The sequence below is a fragment of the Micromonospora sp. CA-246542 genome (genome assembly GCF_050942905.1).
GTDB lineage: Bacteria > Actinomycetota > Actinomycetes > Mycobacteriales > Micromonosporaceae > Micromonospora.
Map to the genome: position 1 here is coordinate 714,607 of NZ_CP192040.1, position 15,117 is coordinate 729,723.

Consider the following 15,117-nt stretch of genomic DNA (forward strand, 5'->3'; position numbering starts at 1 on the left):
AAGCCGACGCTAGGCGGCCCGCGTACGAGGACGGTAAGGGCGGGGTGCGAATCGCGTTCAGTGTCCCTCGAAGACCGGTTTCTGCTTGGCGACGAAGGCGAGGGTGGCCGCCTTGTGGTCGGCGGTGGCGCCGCAGATCGCCTGGGCCTGGGCCTCGGCCGAGAGCGCGTCGGCGAGGGTGCCGGCGTCGGCGATCGAGAGCTGCCGCTTGATCGCCCCGTACGCGACGGTGGGGCCGGCGGCGAGTCGCGCGGCCAGTTCCTGCGCTGCCGGCAGCACCTGCTCGTCGTCGTCCATCAGGCGGGTGAGCAGCCCGAGCCGGCAGGCCTCCTCGGCGCGGACCGGTTCGGCCAACATCAGCAGCTCGACGGCCTTGGCGTGGCCGACCAGCCGGGGCAGGGTCCAGGAGGCGCCGGTGTCGGCCGCCAGACCGACCTTGGCGAAGGCCATCAGGAAGCTGGTGCTCGGCCCGCCGATGCGGATGTCGGCCAGGAAGGCCAGCGACGCGCCCGCCCCGGCGGCCATCCCGCGCACGGCGGCCACCACCGGCTTGGGCAGGTTGGCCAGCCGGGCGGCGATCGGGTTGTAGTGCACCCGGACGGTGCCCAGCGGGTCGGTCGAGCCGTTCTCCAGGGTCGACACGTGCTCGCGCAGGTCCTGCCCGGCGCTGAAGGACCCGCCCGCCCCGGCCAGCACGACCGCCCGACAGGACCGGTCGGTCTCCAGCTCCGCCAGCGTGTCCCGCAGCGCCTCCTTCAGCGCGACGTCGAACGCGTTCATCGCCTGCGGCCGGTTCAGCGTGAGGGTGACGACGGCGTCGGTCCGGTCGACGAGCAACGGCTCGGTCACGTGTCTAACGACCCTTCTGTCGAGCGATGCGGTTGCCGGCGTCGAGGCACTGCTCGACGTACCGGTCGGCGGCTGGACGCAGGCGGGCCGCGTGCCGGTCGAAGAAGCTGGCCGCGGCGGTGCCGGGCCAGCGCTCGGGCAGCAGCGCCGGGGGCAGCTGCGGGTCCCGGAACAGGAAGGTACGCCACGCGTGCACGAGCCGGAACCGGACGGCGTACGCCTCCTCGTCGCTGCTGCGCACGGTGACCGCGCTCAGGAGCGGGCGCTGGTCGGCGACGAACCGCTCGTACGCGCGGCCGATCTCGGCCAGGTCCCACGCCCGACGGACGACGCCCATCGCGCCCGGGGTGCCGGAGAAGTGCGATGCGGTGAACCGTTCGAACCGGATGCCGGCCTCGGCCAGCAGCAGGTCGACGTCCTCGGCGGGGCGGGTCGCGACCCACGTCTGCTCGTCGAGGGTGCCGTAGCCGAGGAAGCTGAGGGTGGCGGCGAGTCGTTGCCGGTCCCGCCGGGAGCCCGGCGCGTCGAGGACGAGCAGATCGAACCGGCCGTCCCAGGTGACCCGGCCGGTCCGGTAGATCCGGGCCGCCGCCTCGTCGAGTCGTCGGGCGGCTTTTGGTGTGATCGAATATCCCGGTCCGGAGGCCAGCCGGAGCGGGTCGAGCCAGCCTTGACGCACCATCCGGGACACGGCGGTGCGAACGGCGGGCGGCGCGATTCCCAACGGCGCCAGTAGCTTGACCAGGGCGGCGACCGGTGCGCGGCCACCCCTCGGTCGGAGATGGTCGCCGTACAGGTCGAAGAGTGCCGACCGTGCCTGCATGACCGCACATTGTGACAGGCCTTCTCAAGATAAGCTAGATGCTGTTACATCAATGCTGCTCCGGTTTGGGTCCGGCGGTGTTCATCAGGGAAAATCGTCTGTCGACACCCCCGCGAGCGTTGCGGGTGGTCGTGACGAAGTGGCTGTGGGGCAACCCACCGACCCTGGTGTAGGTCTGAGGGGAGACAACATGGCGGCGATGAAGCCGCGGACGGGCGACGGTCCGCTGGAAGTCACCAAGGAGGGTCGGGGCATCGTCATGCGTGTCCCGCTGGAGGGCGGTGGCCGGCTCGTCGTCGAGATGACTCCCGACGAGGCCAACGCGCTCGGTGACGCGTTGAAGGCAGCCGCCGGCTGAGTGAGGGACGACCCGGACGGCGTACGCCGGTCGGAGCGTTTCTTGGACCCTGAGCCACCGGGAACGCCGGTGGCTCAGGGTCTTCATATCTGTGCGCGGGCATGGCCCGATCCACTTGTGAAACTTCCTGGAGGTGCGGTTCCGCGTGCTCGCCATCCGTCCGCTCGCCGAGCCCGAACGGCTCGACGTCCTCGTCCTGCCCGTACGCCCCGCCGAAGCTGCGGCGGGAGGTGACGTCTCGGCGGAGCTGACGCCGACCGCGGTGACGCCGCCCGGCGATACCGCCGACGAGGCGGCCGCACTGGTGCCGGCGGCCCGACTGAGCGGACGGGCCGGCGAGATCAGCACCCAGCTGCGTCCCGGGCGCGACCCCGGTCGGCTGGTGCTGCTGGGTATCGGCGACGGCGGGGAATCCTCCTGGCGGACGGCCGGCGCGGCCCTGGCCCGCTCTGTGTCAGATGAGACGCATATCACTATCGCCCTGCCGGCCGGTGTGACCGCGGCCGCCGTGCGCGGGCTGACCGAGGGCCTGCTGCTCGCCTCGTACCGGTTCCGGCTGACCGACGCCGACGAGCCGCCCGCACTCGACGGCGTCGACCTGCTGGTCACCGACCCGGCGGCCCACGAGGACACGGTCGCCACCGCGCGGACCACCGCCGCGATGACCCGTCTCGCGCGCGACCTGACCAACACCCCCTCCTCGGTGAAGACCCCGCAGTGGTTCGCCGACCAGGTGGCCGCCGCCTCCGCCGACCTGCCGGACCTGCGCCTGACGGTCCGTGGTCCGGCCGAGCTGACCGCCGAGGGCTTCGGCGGGATCCTCGCCGTGGGCGGCGGCTCGGCCAGCGGCCCGCGCCTGCTGGAGATGGACTGGCATCCCGCGAACGCGCGCACCCACGTGGTGCTGGTCGGCAAGGGCATCACCTTCGACACCGGCGGCATCTCGATCAAGCCGGTGCCCGCCATGAAGCTGATGCGCAAGGACATGGCCGGCGCGGCGGCGGTCGTCGCCGCCACCCTCGGCGCGGCGGCGATGCGCCTGCCGGTCCGCGTCACCACCCTGGCCCCACTCGCCGAGAACATGGTCAGCGGCTCGGCGTTCCGTCCGGGCGACGTCATCCGGCACTACGGCGGGACGACCAGCGAGACCACCAACTCCGACGCCGAGGGCCGTCTGGTCCTCGCCGACGCGATCGCCTACGCGGTGCGGCAGCTCAAGCCCGACCTGCTCGTCGACCTCGCCACCCTCACCGGTGCCAACGCCGTTGCGCTGGGCAAGCGGACCGCCGCCCTCTACAGCGAGAACGACGACCTGGCCGCCGACGTGCTGAACGCGATCGAGGCGGCTGGCGAGGCGGCCTGGCGGATGCCGCTGCACGGCGACTACGTCGAGTACCTGGGCAGCGAGATCGCCGACCTCTACAGCGCGCCCACCCAGGGCGCCGGATCGGTCACGGCGGCGCTCTACCTCCGCGAGTTCACCGGCGACCTGCGGGACCGCTGGCTGCACCTGGACATGTCCGCCCCGTCCTGGGCGGACGGCGACCACGCGGAGTTGAGCCGGGGCGCGACGGGCTGGGGTGTCCGCTCGCTGCTGCGCTGGCTGGCCGCCGTCGACTGACGGTCAGCACTTCACCGCGGCGAGCACCCCGTGGCCGACCGGGAGCAGCGCGGGGATCCAGTGCTCCGACTCCCGCAGCGCCTTGATCGTCTCGCGGACCGTCACCGTCCCCGCGTCCCGGGCGGCCGGGTCGGCGATCCGGCCGCCGGCCAGCATCCCGTTGAGCGCGAGCACCCCGCCCGGACGCAGCAGCCGCAGCGCCGCCTCCACGAAGGCGTGGAACCCGGTGGCCTCGGCATCGACGAAGACGAGGTCGTACACCCCGTCGGCCAGTCGGGGCAGCACGTCCAACGCGCGGCCGGTGATGATGCGGGTACGGCCGCTGGCGAATCCCGCCTCGGTGAAGATCCGTCGCGCGATCCGCTGGTGCTCCACCTCCACGTCGATGGTGGTGAGCACGCCGTCGGCCCGCATGCCGCGCAGCAGCCAGACGCCGCTCACGCCCGTACCGGTGCCGATCTCCACGACCGCGCGGGCGTTGCCGGCGGCGGCCAGCAGCCGCAACGCCGCCCCCGCTCCGGGTGTGACCGCGTCGAGGCCCACCTCGTGGGCCAGGCTGCGGGCGGTGCGGAGCACGAGATCCTCGGTCACGTACGACTCGGCGAACTGCTGAGCCTGGCTCGTCGAACTGCCGGAACCGGCGACCGTGGCGATGGGGCACCTCCGGGCGGCGCGTGGTGCGGGGGGCGGGTTGGCACTGTGAGCGTAGAGGCGACCGGCGCGAGGCGCAGCCGCGCCTCCACCCTCTCCGCGATCACCGGAGGCAACCGCTGACTCCACCGCGCGCATCCGTGCAATCCTGGAAGCGGTATTCCGTCAGTCTCGACCGCGCCGAACCGTGGCCGGGCGAGGCCGCACGGGATCCGGGGGACGGACTGGGAGGCACCGACGTGACCGACGGCTGGGAATGGCGCCGGGACGGTGAGACTCCGGCTCCGGCGCGCCCGCCGGGGGTAGGAGCCCCGCCGGAGGGGCCGCCGGACGTGCCGGGGAGCGGCACCGCGCCCTCGGCCGCCGACACCGCATCCACGGCCGCGCCCCCGGAAGTGTCGGACCCGAATCCGCCGCCCCCTACCGCTGGCGCGTCGCCGTGGTGGTCCGACGCGCTCGGCGATCCGTGGCGTGACCCGGCGGCCCCCACCGCGGTCGTGGTGCCTTCGGTGGTGCCCGCCGGTACCGAGCCGGAGCCGGTCACCGACCCGGACGCGCCCGGCCGACCGACGCTGCGACACCTGCTGCTCATCCCGGTGATCACCGCTCTGCTGGCCGGCACCCTCGGCGGCGCGCTGGGCTACGCGTTCGCGGTGCGTGGCGGCGCGGCCGGCCCGGTGCTCGGTGCGGCTGCCGCGGATCCACCGGCGTTGGCCCAGCGCAAGCCGGAGTCGCTGGCCGGGGTCGCCGGACGTGTGCTGCCCAGCGTGGTCACCATCCGTGTCAGCAGCCTCGGCGGGACCAGCGAGGGCTCGGGGTTCATCGCCAGCGCCGACGGGCACGTGATCACCAACGACCACGTGGTGGCCGGCAGCAGCGGCAAGGCCTCGGTGGTCTTCAACGACGGCAGCTCCGCTCCGGCGACTGTGGTCGGCCAGGACCCGGAGTCCGACATCGCGGTGATCAAGGTGAACCGGACGGGTCTGCGACCGGTGGAGTTCGGGGATTCCGACGCGCTGGCCGTCGGTGACCCGGTCCTCGCCGTGGGCTCACCCCTGTCGCTGGCCAACACGGTCACCGCCGGCATCGTGAGCGCCCTGGACCGGACGATGCAGGCCGGTGAGCCGGGCGGCCCGGTGCGCTACTACGCGGCGATCCAGACCGACGCCGCCGTCAACCACGGCAACTCGGGCGGCCCGCTCGTCGACGGCGCCGGCCGGGTGGTGGGCGTCAACTCCACGATCAAGTCGCTGGTGGCCGAGGGGCAGGAGGCCGGCAACATCGGTCTCGCCTTCGCCATCCCGATCAACCAGGCCAAGCGGGTCACCCAGGAGATCATCGGCACCGGCAAGGCCCGGCGTACGGTCATCGGCGCCCAGGTCGGCGGCCCGGGCGCGGGTGGGGGCGGCGGCGTACGACTGGCCGCCGTGGAGCCCTCCGGGCCGGCGGCCGGGGCCGGGCTCAAGGTCGGCGACGTGATCCTGAAGCTCGACGGACGGCCGATGACCGAGCCGACCGACCTGATCGCGCTGGTCCGCAAGTTCGCGCCGGGGTCGGTGGTGACCGTCGAGTTCCGGCGGGGAAACGCACGACGGAACACGTCGGTGACCCTCGCCGCGGATGCCAAGTGAACAGCGGGTCACCCCCTGCCGCAAAGCCGCCCGACGTGCGTAGTCTTGCTGCTGACGCCGAGAGGAGGCCCGCGGGATGTTCGAGAACCTGAACATGTGGGAAGTCGGGGCGCTGCTGCTCCTGGCGCTGTTGATCTTCGGTGACCGGTTGCCCGCCGTGATCAACGACGGACTACGGCTGGTCCGTAACCTGCGGAACATGGCCCGCAACGCCACCGGCGACCTCAGTCGTGAGCTGGGCACCGACATCCAGCTCGAAGACCTGCACCCGAAGGCCTTCATCCGCAAGCACCTCCTCAGCGAGGAGGACGAGGCGGCGATCCGCAAGCCGCTACAGGGCGTCTACGACAATCTGCGCGCGGACGTCGACGGTGTGCACAACGAGCTGAAGGACGTGGCCAACGCCGCGGACCTGCGCTCGAACGGGACGCGACCCGGCACCGCCACCGGTACGCCCTCCGCGCCAGCGCCCCGGGTCAGCTACGACGACGCCACCTGAGCCGACCCGGCACCTGAACGAACGCGCCCCGCAGGCCTCGGATGGCCGGCGGGGCGTTCGTCGTTGTGGTGCGGCTCAGCGCCCGGCGGGCTTGAGGCCGAGCGGCTTGCCGAGCAGCGACTCACGGCGCAGCGCGAGCCGGTCGGCGACGCCGCCGAGAGCCCGCGCGGCCGGGGACTCCGGCTCGGCCAGCACGATCGGGTTACCGGCGTCGCCGGCCTCGCGGACCCGGGTGTCCAGCGGGATCTGTCCCAGCAGTGGCACTTGGGCGCCGATCGTCCGGCTCAGCGACTCGGCGACCGCCGCGCCGCCGCCGGCCCCGAAGATCTCCATGCGGGAACCGTCCGGCAGTTCCAGCCAGGACATGTTCTCGATGACGCCGACGACCCGCTGGTGGGTCTGCAGGGCGATCGCCCCGGCCCGCTCCGCCACCTCGGCGGCGGCGGTCTGCGGGGTGGTGACGATCAGGATCTCCGAGTTGGGCAGGAGCTGGGCCAGCGAGATGGCCACGTCGCCGGTGCCCGGCGGCAGGTCGAGCAGGAGCACGTCCAGGTCGCCCCAGTAGACGTCGGCGAGGAACTGCTGGAGCGCCCGGTGCAGCATCGGGCCACGCCACACCACGGCCGCGTTGCCCGAGGTGAACATGCCGATCGAGATCACCTTCACACCGTGCGACTGCGGCGGCATGATCATGTCTTCGACGCGGGTGGGTCGGCCATCAGCGCCGAGCATGCGGGGCACCGAGTGACCGTAGATGTCGGCGTCCACCACGCCCACCGAGAGCCCCCGGGCGGCGAGCGCCGCCGCCAGGTTGACCGTCACGCTGGACTTGCCGACCCCGCCCTTGCCGCTGGCCACCGCGTACACGCGGGTGCGCGAGCCGGGCTGGGCGAACGGGATGACCGGCTCCTCGCTCGCACCGCCGCCGCGCAACTGCGCCTGTAGCGACTGCCGCTGCTCGGGGCTCATCACGCCAAAGTCGATCTCCACACCGGCCACGCCCGGCACCGCCGCCACGGCGGCGGTGATGTCGGTGCGCAGCTTGTCCTTGAGTGGGCAGCCGGCGACGGTGAGCAGCAGCTCGACCCGGACGACGCCGTCCGCGCCGATCGTGGCGGAGCGGACCATGCCCAGCTCGGTGATGGGCCGGCGGATCTCCGGGTCGTTGACGGTGGCCAGGGCGGCCTGGATCGCGTCCTCGACGGTGCTCACGGGTGCTGACATGCCCGCAATGCTACGTCGCGGGGCATCCCGGCCGACCGCTGGCCGAGGGTGGTGTGAGCCAAACGATGAGCCTTCGTCAGCGCTCGGGCCGGGCGTCGCGGGCGTAGTCGCCGTCCAGGTCGTCGCGCGGCTCGTCCAGCCCCGGGCCGTCGGTCGACCGCTGGCCGCCCTTCTCCTGCTGCCGGCGCTCCAGGCGTCGCCGGCGCTGCCCCGCCTCGTCCAGCTCCTCGGCGAGGCGGGTCAGCTCGGAGCGGAGGAAGTCCCGGGTGGCCACCTCGCCGAGCGCGATCCGCAGCGCGGCGATCTCCCGGGCCAGGTACTCGGTGTCCGCCTTCTGGGCCGTGGCCCGCCGCCGGTCCTCCTCCAGGGCCAGCCGGTCCCGGTCGGCCTGCCGGTTCTGGGCCAGCAGGATCAGCGGCGCGGCGTAACTGGCCTGCAACGACAGCACCAGCGTGAGGAAGGTGAAGGTGTACGGGTCGAAGCGCAACTCGGCCGGGGCGAGGGTGTTCCAGCCGAACCAGATCGCGATCACCACCGTCATGACGACGATGAAGTTCGCGGTCCCCATGCCCCGCGCGATCCCCTCCGACCACCTGCCGAACGCCTCCGCGTCGAACCGGGGGAGGTTGATGCCCCGGGGCTCGCGGGGCTGGTCGAGCCGCTCCGTGCGCCGCTGCTCAGCCACCGTCGCCGTCCAGTACCGCGTCCGGGGTGCCCGGGGCGTTCACGGCGTCCCGGTCGCGCCAGTCCCGGGGCAACGAGTGGTCCAGGACGTCGTCGACCGTGACGGCCCCGACCAGCCGGCTGTTCCGGTCGATCACCGGCATGGCGACCAGGTCGTAGGTGGCCATCCGGCGGGTGATCTCCGGAAGTGGGGTGGTGGGACGCAACGGGTCGATGTCGTTGACCACCACCTTGCCCAGCAGGTCGGCCGGTGGCTCGCGCAGCAACGCCTGGAAGTGCACCATGCCCAGGTAGCGGCCGGTCGGCGTGTTCTGCGGCGCCCGGGTCACGAAGACCTGCGCGGCGACCGCGGGGGAGAGCTGCGGCTCGCGGATCCGCGCCAGCGCCTCGGCCACGGTGGCGTCCGGCGGCAGGATGACCGGCTCCGAGGTCATCACACTGCCCGCCGTGCCCGGCGTGTACTTCAGGAGCTGGCGTACCGGGTCCGCCTCGTCCGGCTCCATGAGGTCCAGCAGGACGTCCTGCTCCGGTGGGGGCAGCTCGTTGAGCAGGTCGGCGGCGTCGTCCGGGTCCATCTCCTCCAGCACGTCGGCGGCCCGTTCCCGGTCCAGCGCGGCCAGGATCTCCACCTGGTCGTGCTCCGGCAGCTCGCTGAGCACGTCGGCCAGCCGCTCGTCGTTCAGCGCGGCGGCCACCTCGTTGCGTCGGGCGTCCGGCAGGTCCTGTAGGGCGTTGGCGAGGTCGGCGGGGCGCATGTCCTCCAGGACGGCGAGCAGGTTCGCCGTACCCCGGTTGTCGGCGATGCCGCTGAGGCCGCGCACCCGGTCCCACTCGACCTGGTGCAGGTGGCCGCGGCGGCTGAGCCGGCCGGTCTGCTCGCGGACCGCGACCCGGGTCAGCGACCACTCGCCACCCCTGGTGCACTCCATGGCGACGTCCACCACCGCGCCGGGCTGGCCGCCCGGGTCGAGCTGTACGCGCCGGTCCAGCAGCTCCTGGAGCACCAGCAGCTCGTTCGGGCGCTTCTCGAAGCGTCGCAGGTTGAGCGTGCCGGAGCCGAGCACCACCGCGTCCGCGTCGATCGACGTGATGCGGTTGATGGAGAGAAAGATGCGCCGACGCATGGGCATCTCGGCGACCAGACCCACCACCTCGGGCGGACGCGTGGTCGCCCGCAGCCGTGCCACGGCGTCACGGACCCGGCCCACCTGGTCGCCGTTCGGATCGAAGACGGCGACTCCGGCGAGGCGGGCGATGTAGACCCGGGTCGGCGTACTCACGGGCACCAGCCTAAGCGCCTAGTGTTTATCAACATGTCGACCTTGGCCTACGAGATCGTGGACGTCTTCACCGACCGCCCGTTCGCCGGTAATCCGTTGGCCGTGGTGTTCGGCGCGGAGGCGCTGGCCACCGAGCAGATGCAGGCGCTCGCGCTGGAGTTCAACCTCTCCGAGACGGTGTTCGTGCTGCCACCTACGCAGGTCGGCGCCACCTACCGGGCCCGCATCTTCACGCCGGTCGAGGAGTTGCCGTTCGCCGGGCACCCCAGCGTCGGCGCGGCGGTCACCGCGAGCCGGCGTGGGATGTTCGGTGTGGGGCAGGTCACCCAGGAGTGCGGGGCCGGTGTGCTGCCGATCGAGGTGACGTCGTCCGGGGCGACGCTCACCGGAGGCGTACCCACCCTCGGCCCCGAGTTGGACCCGGAGCCGCTGCTGGAGATCGCCGGGCTGGGCGCGGACGACCACGACCCGGCCGGGCCCGCTCCCCGGGTGGCCGGCTGCGGGCTGGAGTTCCCCTACCTGCCGGTCCACCCGGACGCGGTGGCCCGCGCGCGGCTGAACCCGGCGGCGGCCGAACGGTTGGGGGTGGCGCACGTCAGCGTCTTCTCCTGGGACGCCGCCGCGCAAACCGCGCACGCTCGGGTCTTCGTGCCGGGGATCGGCGTCCCGGAGGACCCGGCGACCGGTTCGGCGGCCCTCGGGCTGGGCGTCTGGCTGGTGGCCAGCGGGCTGCTGCCGGCGGACGGGCTGTCGCACTATTCGGTGCGCCAGGGCGTGGAGATGGGCCGCCCGTCCGCGCTGGGCTGCACGGTGACCGCGGCGAACGGCGTGGCGGTCGGCGCGACCGTCGCCGGCCAGGTGATGCCGGTGGCCCGGGGCGAGATCGCCGTACCGCCGTTCGTGGGATGAGCGACGGCGTCGATGCGGGAGGATGCGGGTGTGACGGACGAGGACCCTGCCGGTGGCACGCCGCTGGTGGACGAGGCGATGAAGAAGGCCGCCGTGGCCTGGGTCAGCGTGTCCGGTGGGCCGGCGCTGGCGCTCTGGTGCGCCCCGCTGGAGGGCGCGCTCCTGGTGGTGAGCGGGCCGGGCGAGCAGGCGGCGCCGGGCCTCGCCGACGCGACCGAGGCGCAGGTCAGCCTGCGCGGTGACCACGGAGGGCGGATCGTCACCTGGCCGGCCCGGGTGACCCGGCTGGCGCCCGGCACCGAGGCGTGGGACACCGCCGCGCCGCTGGTGGCGGGCAAGCGCCTGAACGCGCCCGGTCCGACCACCGACCTGGTGGCCCGCTGGGTCGCCGACGGTTGCGCCCTGAACCGCCTCGCCCCGGCCGGCACGCCCCTGGCCGGTACGGAACTGCCGTCCGACGCGCAGACCGAGCCGCCCCGGGAGACTCCGGCGGTCCGCGCCACCCGCAAGCCGTTCCGCCTGCACCGGGTCCGTCGCCGCTGATCGGGTCAACTCCCCGCGACAGCGGCGGCAGTGACCTTGGCATCCACGAGGTCGAGCACCTCACGCAGCGCAACGAGCGTGGTGCCGCGCCACTGACGGTCGGCGTTGAAGACCATGTGCTCGGCCAGATCGGGCGCGGCCAGCCGGACCGCGGTCATGCCGGCCTGTTCGGCGCCGGTCAACTCCTGGCTGCCGCCGTCACCCACGTACAGGCAGGCGTCCGGCGTTAGCCCGAGTCGACGGCAGGCGGTCAGGTAGAGCGCGGCATCCGGCTTGCAGCATCCGACCTGTACGGAGAAGACCCGCACGTCCAGCAGGGGCGCGACGGGGAGTTGCGGCAGGAAGGCCGGCAGTTCGTGCGTACAGTCGCTGATCACGCCGGTGCGGACGCCGCGCTCGCGCAGCGCCGCCAGCACCGGCACCGCGTCGGCGCGCAGCCGGGTGTCCGCGCGGATCGCGCGGTGCCGGGACACCACCGCCGCCCGCAGGGCCGGGTCACTCGGGTGTACGCCCGCCTGGGCGCAGACCCACCGCATGGTCGTCTCCGCGTCGCCGAGCCGACCGGTGGCGCGCTCGTAGTAGGTGCGGTTCAGCACCTCGCTCAGCGTCTCGCTGGGACAGCCGAGCAGTTCGGCGGTGCCGAGGTGCGCGGCCCCGCGCTGCACCGAACGGGTCAGCGTGCCGAAGAAGTCGAACAGCACCGCCTGGTAGCCAGCCATGGGGGAGCGCCTTTGCGGTCGAGGGTCGTCGGCGCGAACGCGCGTGATCGTAACGGAGTGCTGACGGTCCGTGCTGTCCGTGGTCGTGTGAAGATTGCTTCCCGTGTCCCCTCGACCGCCCCTGGACCCGTTGACCACCGGCGCGATCGGCCTGGCCGTCGTCGCCGTCTCGTCGTCCGCGCCGTTGATCGCGTACGCCGCCGCTCCGGCGCTGGCCATCGCGCTGTGGCGCAACCTGCTCGCGGTGGTCGTGCTGAGCCCGTTCTCGCTGACCCGCAGGCGCGGCGAGTTCCGTGCGCTCGCGGCACCCACCGGCCGGCGGGAGGGTCTCTTCTGCGTGGTCTCCGGGATCGCGTTGGCCGCGCACTTCGCCACCTGGATGCCGAGCGTGCGGCTCACCTCGGTCGCGATGGCCACGGCCCTGGTCGCCACGCAGCCGGTCTGGCAGGGGCTCATCGCCCGCGCGCAGGGTCGCCAGCTGCCGCCGGTGGTGTGGACGGGGATCGCCGTGGCCGTCGGTGGAGCGGTCGTCGCCACCGGCGCGGACGTGGGTGTCTCCGGCAGAGCCGTCGCCGGCGACCTGCTGGCGGTGACCGGCGGCGTCTTCGCGGCCGTCTACACGGCCTTCGGTGAACGGGCCCGCGCGAGCATCAGCACCACCACGTACACGACCATCTGCTACGGCATCTGCGCGGTGATCCTGCTGGTCATCTGCCTGCTGGGCGGGATCCGCGTGGTCGGCTTCGACGGGCGTACCTGGCTGGCGATCCTGGCCCTGGTGGCGGGGGCCCAACTGCTCGGGCACTCGATGTTCAACTACGCCCTGCACAAGGTCTCGGCGACGACGGTGAGCGTGCTCATCCTGCTGGAGGTGCCCGGCGCGGCGCTGCTCGCCTGGCTCTGGCTGGACCAGGTGCCCCGCCCCTACGCGCTGGTGGGGATGATCCTGCTGCTCGTCGGCGTGGCGGTGGTGGTGCTGGGCGGCGCCCGCGCCGCTCGCCGCGCCACGCCGCCCACCCCGCTGCCCGCCGACCCCGCCCCGCTGGACAGCTGAGCACCTTCTCACCAGAAGGAGAAACGCCGCTGCGCGCCTCGCCGGTGGTATCGCGGAAGAGCTGGCGACCCTCAGGCGTCGTACGCCTCGATGACGCGGGTGGTCGGGGCGGCGTCGCCGAGGGCGGCGCGCAGCGCGGCACGCTCCGGGTCGACGAGGAACGACTCGTATCCGGTGCGGGCCGCGAACGTGATCACGTGCACCTCGCTCCGCCCGTCGCTGCCGCGCAGCCGCCGTTCCAGCCGGCCGTCGTGCCGGTCGAGCAGGGCCAACACGGTGTCCTCGTAGCGTTGCCCGGCGGTTTCGGCCCCGGCGGCGTACTCGACGATCGCGACAAGCGTCAGCATGGCGGCCACGCTACCCATCGATGCCGACGGCCGTGGCGCTGGCTTCCCAGAGCCGGGACGCGAGCTGTGGGTCCGCCGCCTTGCGGTACGGCCGACGCGGCCGGCGGTTGTAGTAGTAGCCGCCGCCGGCGAGTCGGGCCGGATCCTGGTTCGCGAGCCAGATGAGCGTCTCGGCCCCCTTCTCCGGGCTGCGGAACGGCATGAACCGCATGCCGAAGGCGACCAGCCGACTGTCGTTGGCGAACCTGGTCCGTACCACTCCCGGATGGAAGCTGTACGCGGAGATGCCCGGCCAGCGCCGCGCCGCCTCGGCGGCGAACAGGATGTTCGCCTGCTTGCTGGTGCCGTACGCGCCCATCGGGTGGTAGGCGCGCAGCGGCCTGTTGAGGTCGTCCGGATCGAGCGCGCCGAAGCGGTGCGCCCCCGAGGCGGTCACCACCGTCCGGCCCACCCGGTCGGCCAGCAGGTTCGTGAGCAGGAACGGGGCCAGGTGGTTGGCCTGGATCGACAACTCGAAGCCGTCGACGGTGGTGAGCGGTTGGAGCGCGATGGCGCCGGCGTTGTTGGCCAGCACGTCGATCCGGTCGTACGCGTCGCGCAGCCGCTCGGCCAGCCCGCGTACGTCGTCGAGGACCGCGAAGTCGGCCCGGAACAGCTCCGGGCGCTCGCCGGCTGTCTCCCGTACGCGCTCCGCCGCGGCCTGCAACCGGGCCGGGTCCCGCCCGACGAGTACCACCTGGTCACCACGACAGGCGAGGGCCACCGAGGCCGCCAACCCGATGCCGGAGCTGGCACCCGTCACCACCACCAGCCGACGCCCAGTGAGATCTTCCACAGGTCCATTCACCGCGGTCATGGCGCGAGGTTACCGTGACGTCACCACGCCCTTTGGGATCGTTAAGTTTTCCTCGGAGTCAGGTGGCGTCGGCGTGCCCGCCGGTCGCTGGAAGGAGCGCATCCATGGCCGCAGTCGGTCGTCCCCGCCGGTCGTGCCTGGCCGTGCCGGGCTCCAGTGTGAAGATGCTCGGCAAGGCGCAGGGGCTCCCCGCCGACCAGGTCTTCCTCGACCTGGAGGACGCCGTCGCGCCGCTGGCCAAGCCGGAGGCGCGCAAGAACATCGTGGCCGCCCTGAACGACGGCGACTGGGCCGGCAAGACCCGGGTGGTACGGGTCAACGACCTGACCACCCCGTGGACGTACCGGGACGTCATCGAGGTGGTCGAGGGCGCCGGCGCGAACCTGGACTGCATCATGCTGCCGAAGGTGCAGAACGCCGCCCAGGTGCAGTGGCTGGACCTGACGCTCACCCAGATCGAGAAGACGATCGGCCTCGAGGTCGGCCGGATCGGCATCGAGGCGCAGATCGAGAACGCGGCCGGCCTGGTCAACGTGGACGCCATCGCGGCCGCCTCGCCCCGGGTCGAGACCATCATCTTCGGTCCGGCCGACTTCATGGCGTCGATCAACATGAGGTCGCTGGTGGTGGGCGGGCTGATCCCGGACTACCCCGGCGACCCGTACCACTACATCCTGATGCGCATCCTGATGGCCGCCCGCATGCACGACAAGCAGGCCATCGACGGCCCGTTCCTACAGATCCGGGACGTCGACGCGTTCCGCGAGGTGGCGAAGCGGTCGGCGGCGCTGGGCTTCGATGGCAAGTGGGTGCTGCACCCGGGCCAGATCGACGCCGCGAACGAGGTCTACCAGCCGGCGCAGGCCGACTACGACCACGCCGAGCTGATCCTCGACGCGTACGAGCACTACACCTCGGAGGCCGGCGGCAAGCTGGGCGCGGTGATGCTCGGCGACGAGATGATCGACGAGGCGTCCCGCAAGATGGCGTTGGTGATCGCCGCCAAGGGCCGCGCCGCCGGCATGAGCCGTACCTCGTCGTTCACCCCACCGGCGGAGTGAGCGGCCGG

At 72.7% G+C, this 15,117-nt stretch carries 17 protein-coding genes; 8 read left to right on the plus strand and 9 right to left on the minus strand.

All coding sequences use genetic code 11. From position 1 onward, the window contains the following. Positions 1-57: 57 nt before the first annotated feature. Positions 58-849, minus strand: a complete 792-nt coding sequence (locus ACQP0N_RS03430; protein ID WP_433117501.1) for an enoyl-CoA hydratase-related protein — start codon at positions 847-849, stop codon at positions 58-60. A gap of 4 nt (positions 850-853) precedes the next feature. Next, entirely contained in the window at positions 854-1,672 is an 819-nt protein-coding gene (locus ACQP0N_RS03435) for a PaaX family transcriptional regulator (RefSeq protein ID WP_433117503.1), read from the minus strand. 190 nt (positions 1,673-1,862) lie between these two features. Here ACQP0N_RS03435 and ACQP0N_RS03440 point away from each other — a divergent pair, with 190 nt between their 5' ends. Both ACQP0N_RS03440 and ACQP0N_RS03445 read left to right on the plus strand, forming a co-directional pair. Further along, complete coding sequence (locus ACQP0N_RS03440; protein WP_007455245.1) at positions 1,863-2,030, plus strand: DUF3117 domain-containing protein; 168 nt, start codon at positions 1,863-1,865, stop codon at positions 2,028-2,030. A 145-nt stretch (positions 2,031-2,175) separates the two neighbouring features. Beyond that, positions 2,176-3,651, plus strand: a complete 1,476-nt coding sequence (locus tag ACQP0N_RS03445; protein WP_433117505.1) for a leucyl aminopeptidase family protein — start codon at positions 2,176-2,178, stop codon at positions 3,649-3,651. 3 nt (positions 3,652-3,654) lie between these two features. Here the strand turns inward: ACQP0N_RS03445 and ACQP0N_RS03450 are convergent, their stop codons facing one another. Then, on the minus strand, positions 3,655-4,242 hold the full coding sequence (locus ACQP0N_RS03450) for an O-methyltransferase (RefSeq protein WP_355049028.1): 588 nt from the start codon (positions 4,240-4,242) through the stop codon (positions 3,655-3,657). 284 nt (positions 4,243-4,526) lie between these two features. On the opposite strand from ACQP0N_RS03450, the gene ACQP0N_RS03455 reads away from it, so the two are divergent. Continuing rightward, a complete protein-coding gene (locus ACQP0N_RS03455; protein WP_433121385.1) occupies positions 4,527-5,933 on the plus strand; it encodes a trypsin-like peptidase domain-containing protein in 1,407 nt (468 codons plus the stop codon). 76 nt (positions 5,934-6,009) lie between these two features. Beyond that, positions 6,010-6,432 (plus strand): preprotein translocase subunit TatB, encoded by a 423-nt coding sequence (locus tag ACQP0N_RS03460; protein WP_355049027.1) that lies wholly within the window; start codon positions 6,010-6,012, stop codon positions 6,430-6,432. Between the two features lie 75 nt (positions 6,433-6,507). Here the strand turns inward: ACQP0N_RS03460 and ACQP0N_RS03465 are convergent, their stop codons facing one another. The 3 genes from ACQP0N_RS03465 to ACQP0N_RS03475 all read right to left on the minus strand — a co-directional run bounded on the left by ACQP0N_RS03465 (position 6,508) and on the right by ACQP0N_RS03475 (position 9,620). Further along, positions 6,508-7,656, minus strand: a complete 1,149-nt coding sequence (locus tag ACQP0N_RS03465) for an Mrp/NBP35 family ATP-binding protein (protein WP_433117508.1) — start codon at positions 7,654-7,656, stop codon at positions 6,508-6,510. A 76-nt stretch (positions 7,657-7,732) separates the two neighbouring features. After that, positions 7,733-8,341, minus strand: coding sequence for a DUF1003 domain-containing protein (locus ACQP0N_RS03470; RefSeq protein WP_355049025.1), 609 nt, complete (start codon positions 8,339-8,341; stop codon positions 7,733-7,735). Continuing rightward, the gene (locus ACQP0N_RS03475; protein WP_433117510.1) at positions 8,334-9,620 is read right to left on the minus strand and encodes a magnesium transporter MgtE N-terminal domain-containing protein; all 1,287 of its coding nucleotides are present in this window, start codon (positions 9,618-9,620) and stop codon (positions 8,334-8,336) included. The genes ACQP0N_RS03470 and ACQP0N_RS03475 overlap by 8 nt, the downstream gene beginning before the upstream one ends. 33 nt (positions 9,621-9,653) lie before the next feature. Here ACQP0N_RS03475 and ACQP0N_RS03480 point away from each other — a divergent pair, with 33 nt between their 5' ends. After that, the gene (locus tag ACQP0N_RS03480; protein ID WP_433117512.1) at positions 9,654-10,529 is read left to right on the plus strand and encodes a PhzF family phenazine biosynthesis protein; all 876 of its coding nucleotides are present in this window, start codon (positions 9,654-9,656) and stop codon (positions 10,527-10,529) included. Positions 10,530-10,541: 12 nt separating this feature from the next. Then, on the plus strand, positions 10,542-11,072 hold the full coding sequence (locus tag ACQP0N_RS03485) for a hypothetical protein (RefSeq protein WP_396801098.1): 531 nt from the start codon (positions 10,542-10,544) through the stop codon (positions 11,070-11,072). Between the two features lie 5 nt (positions 11,073-11,077). Here ACQP0N_RS03485 and ACQP0N_RS03490 read toward each other — a convergent pair whose 3' ends face one another. Continuing rightward, positions 11,078-11,791, minus strand: a complete 714-nt coding sequence (locus ACQP0N_RS03490) for an HAD family hydrolase (protein WP_355049021.1) — start codon at positions 11,789-11,791, stop codon at positions 11,078-11,080. Between the two features lie 94 nt (positions 11,792-11,885). On the opposite strand from ACQP0N_RS03490, the gene ACQP0N_RS03495 reads away from it, so the two are divergent. Next, on the plus strand, positions 11,886-12,845 hold the full coding sequence (locus ACQP0N_RS03495) for a DMT family transporter (protein ID WP_433117514.1): 960 nt from the start codon (positions 11,886-11,888) through the stop codon (positions 12,843-12,845). Positions 12,846-12,916: 71 nt separating this feature from the next. Here ACQP0N_RS03495 and ACQP0N_RS03500 read toward each other — a convergent pair whose 3' ends face one another. Both ACQP0N_RS03500 and ACQP0N_RS03505 read right to left on the minus strand, forming a co-directional pair. Further along, on the minus strand, positions 12,917-13,192 hold the full coding sequence (locus ACQP0N_RS03500; RefSeq protein ID WP_433117516.1) for a hypothetical protein: 276 nt from the start codon (positions 13,190-13,192) through the stop codon (positions 12,917-12,919). 10 nt (positions 13,193-13,202) lie between these two features. Continuing rightward, on the minus strand, positions 13,203-14,027 hold the full coding sequence (locus ACQP0N_RS03505; protein WP_433121387.1) for an SDR family NAD(P)-dependent oxidoreductase: 825 nt from the start codon (positions 14,025-14,027) through the stop codon (positions 13,203-13,205). A 125-nt stretch (positions 14,028-14,152) separates the two neighbouring features. On the opposite strand from ACQP0N_RS03505, the gene ACQP0N_RS03510 reads away from it, so the two are divergent. Continuing rightward, on the plus strand, positions 14,153-15,109 hold the full coding sequence (locus ACQP0N_RS03510) for an HpcH/HpaI aldolase/citrate lyase family protein (RefSeq protein WP_433117518.1): 957 nt from the start codon (positions 14,153-14,155) through the stop codon (positions 15,107-15,109). Positions 15,110-15,117 lie beyond the last annotated feature (8 nt).

Bases quoted from the DNA above. Each gene is read 5' to 3' on its own strand.
- ACQP0N_RS03435 (WP_433117503.1), bottom strand. From the start codon at position 1,672: ATGCAGGCACGGTCGGCACTCTTCGACCTGTACGGCGACCATCTCCGA.
- ACQP0N_RS03440 (WP_007455245.1), top strand. From the start codon at position 1,863: ATGGCGGCGATGAAGCCGCGGACGGGCGACGGTCCGCTGGAAGTCACC.
- ACQP0N_RS03460 (WP_355049027.1), top strand. From the start codon at position 6,010: ATGTTCGAGAACCTGAACATGTGGGAAGTCGGGGCGCTGCTGCTCCTG.
- ACQP0N_RS03465 (WP_433117508.1), bottom strand. From the start codon at position 7,656: ATGTCAGCACCCGTGAGCACCGTCGAGGACGCGATCCAGGCCGCCCTG.
- ACQP0N_RS03480 (WP_433117512.1), top strand. From the start codon at position 9,654: ATGTCGACCTTGGCCTACGAGATCGTGGACGTCTTCACCGACCGCCCG.
- ACQP0N_RS03485 (WP_396801098.1), top strand. From the start codon at position 10,542: ATGCGGGAGGATGCGGGTGTGACGGACGAGGACCCTGCCGGTGGCACG.
- ACQP0N_RS03490 (WP_355049021.1), bottom strand. From the start codon at position 11,791: ATGGCTGGCTACCAGGCGGTGCTGTTCGACTTCTTCGGCACGCTGACC.
- ACQP0N_RS03500 (WP_433117516.1), bottom strand. From the start codon at position 13,192: ATGCTGACGCTTGTCGCGATCGTCGAGTACGCCGCCGGGGCCGAAACC.
- ACQP0N_RS03510 (WP_433117518.1), top strand. From the start codon at position 14,153: ATGGCCGCAGTCGGTCGTCCCCGCCGGTCGTGCCTGGCCGTGCCGGGC.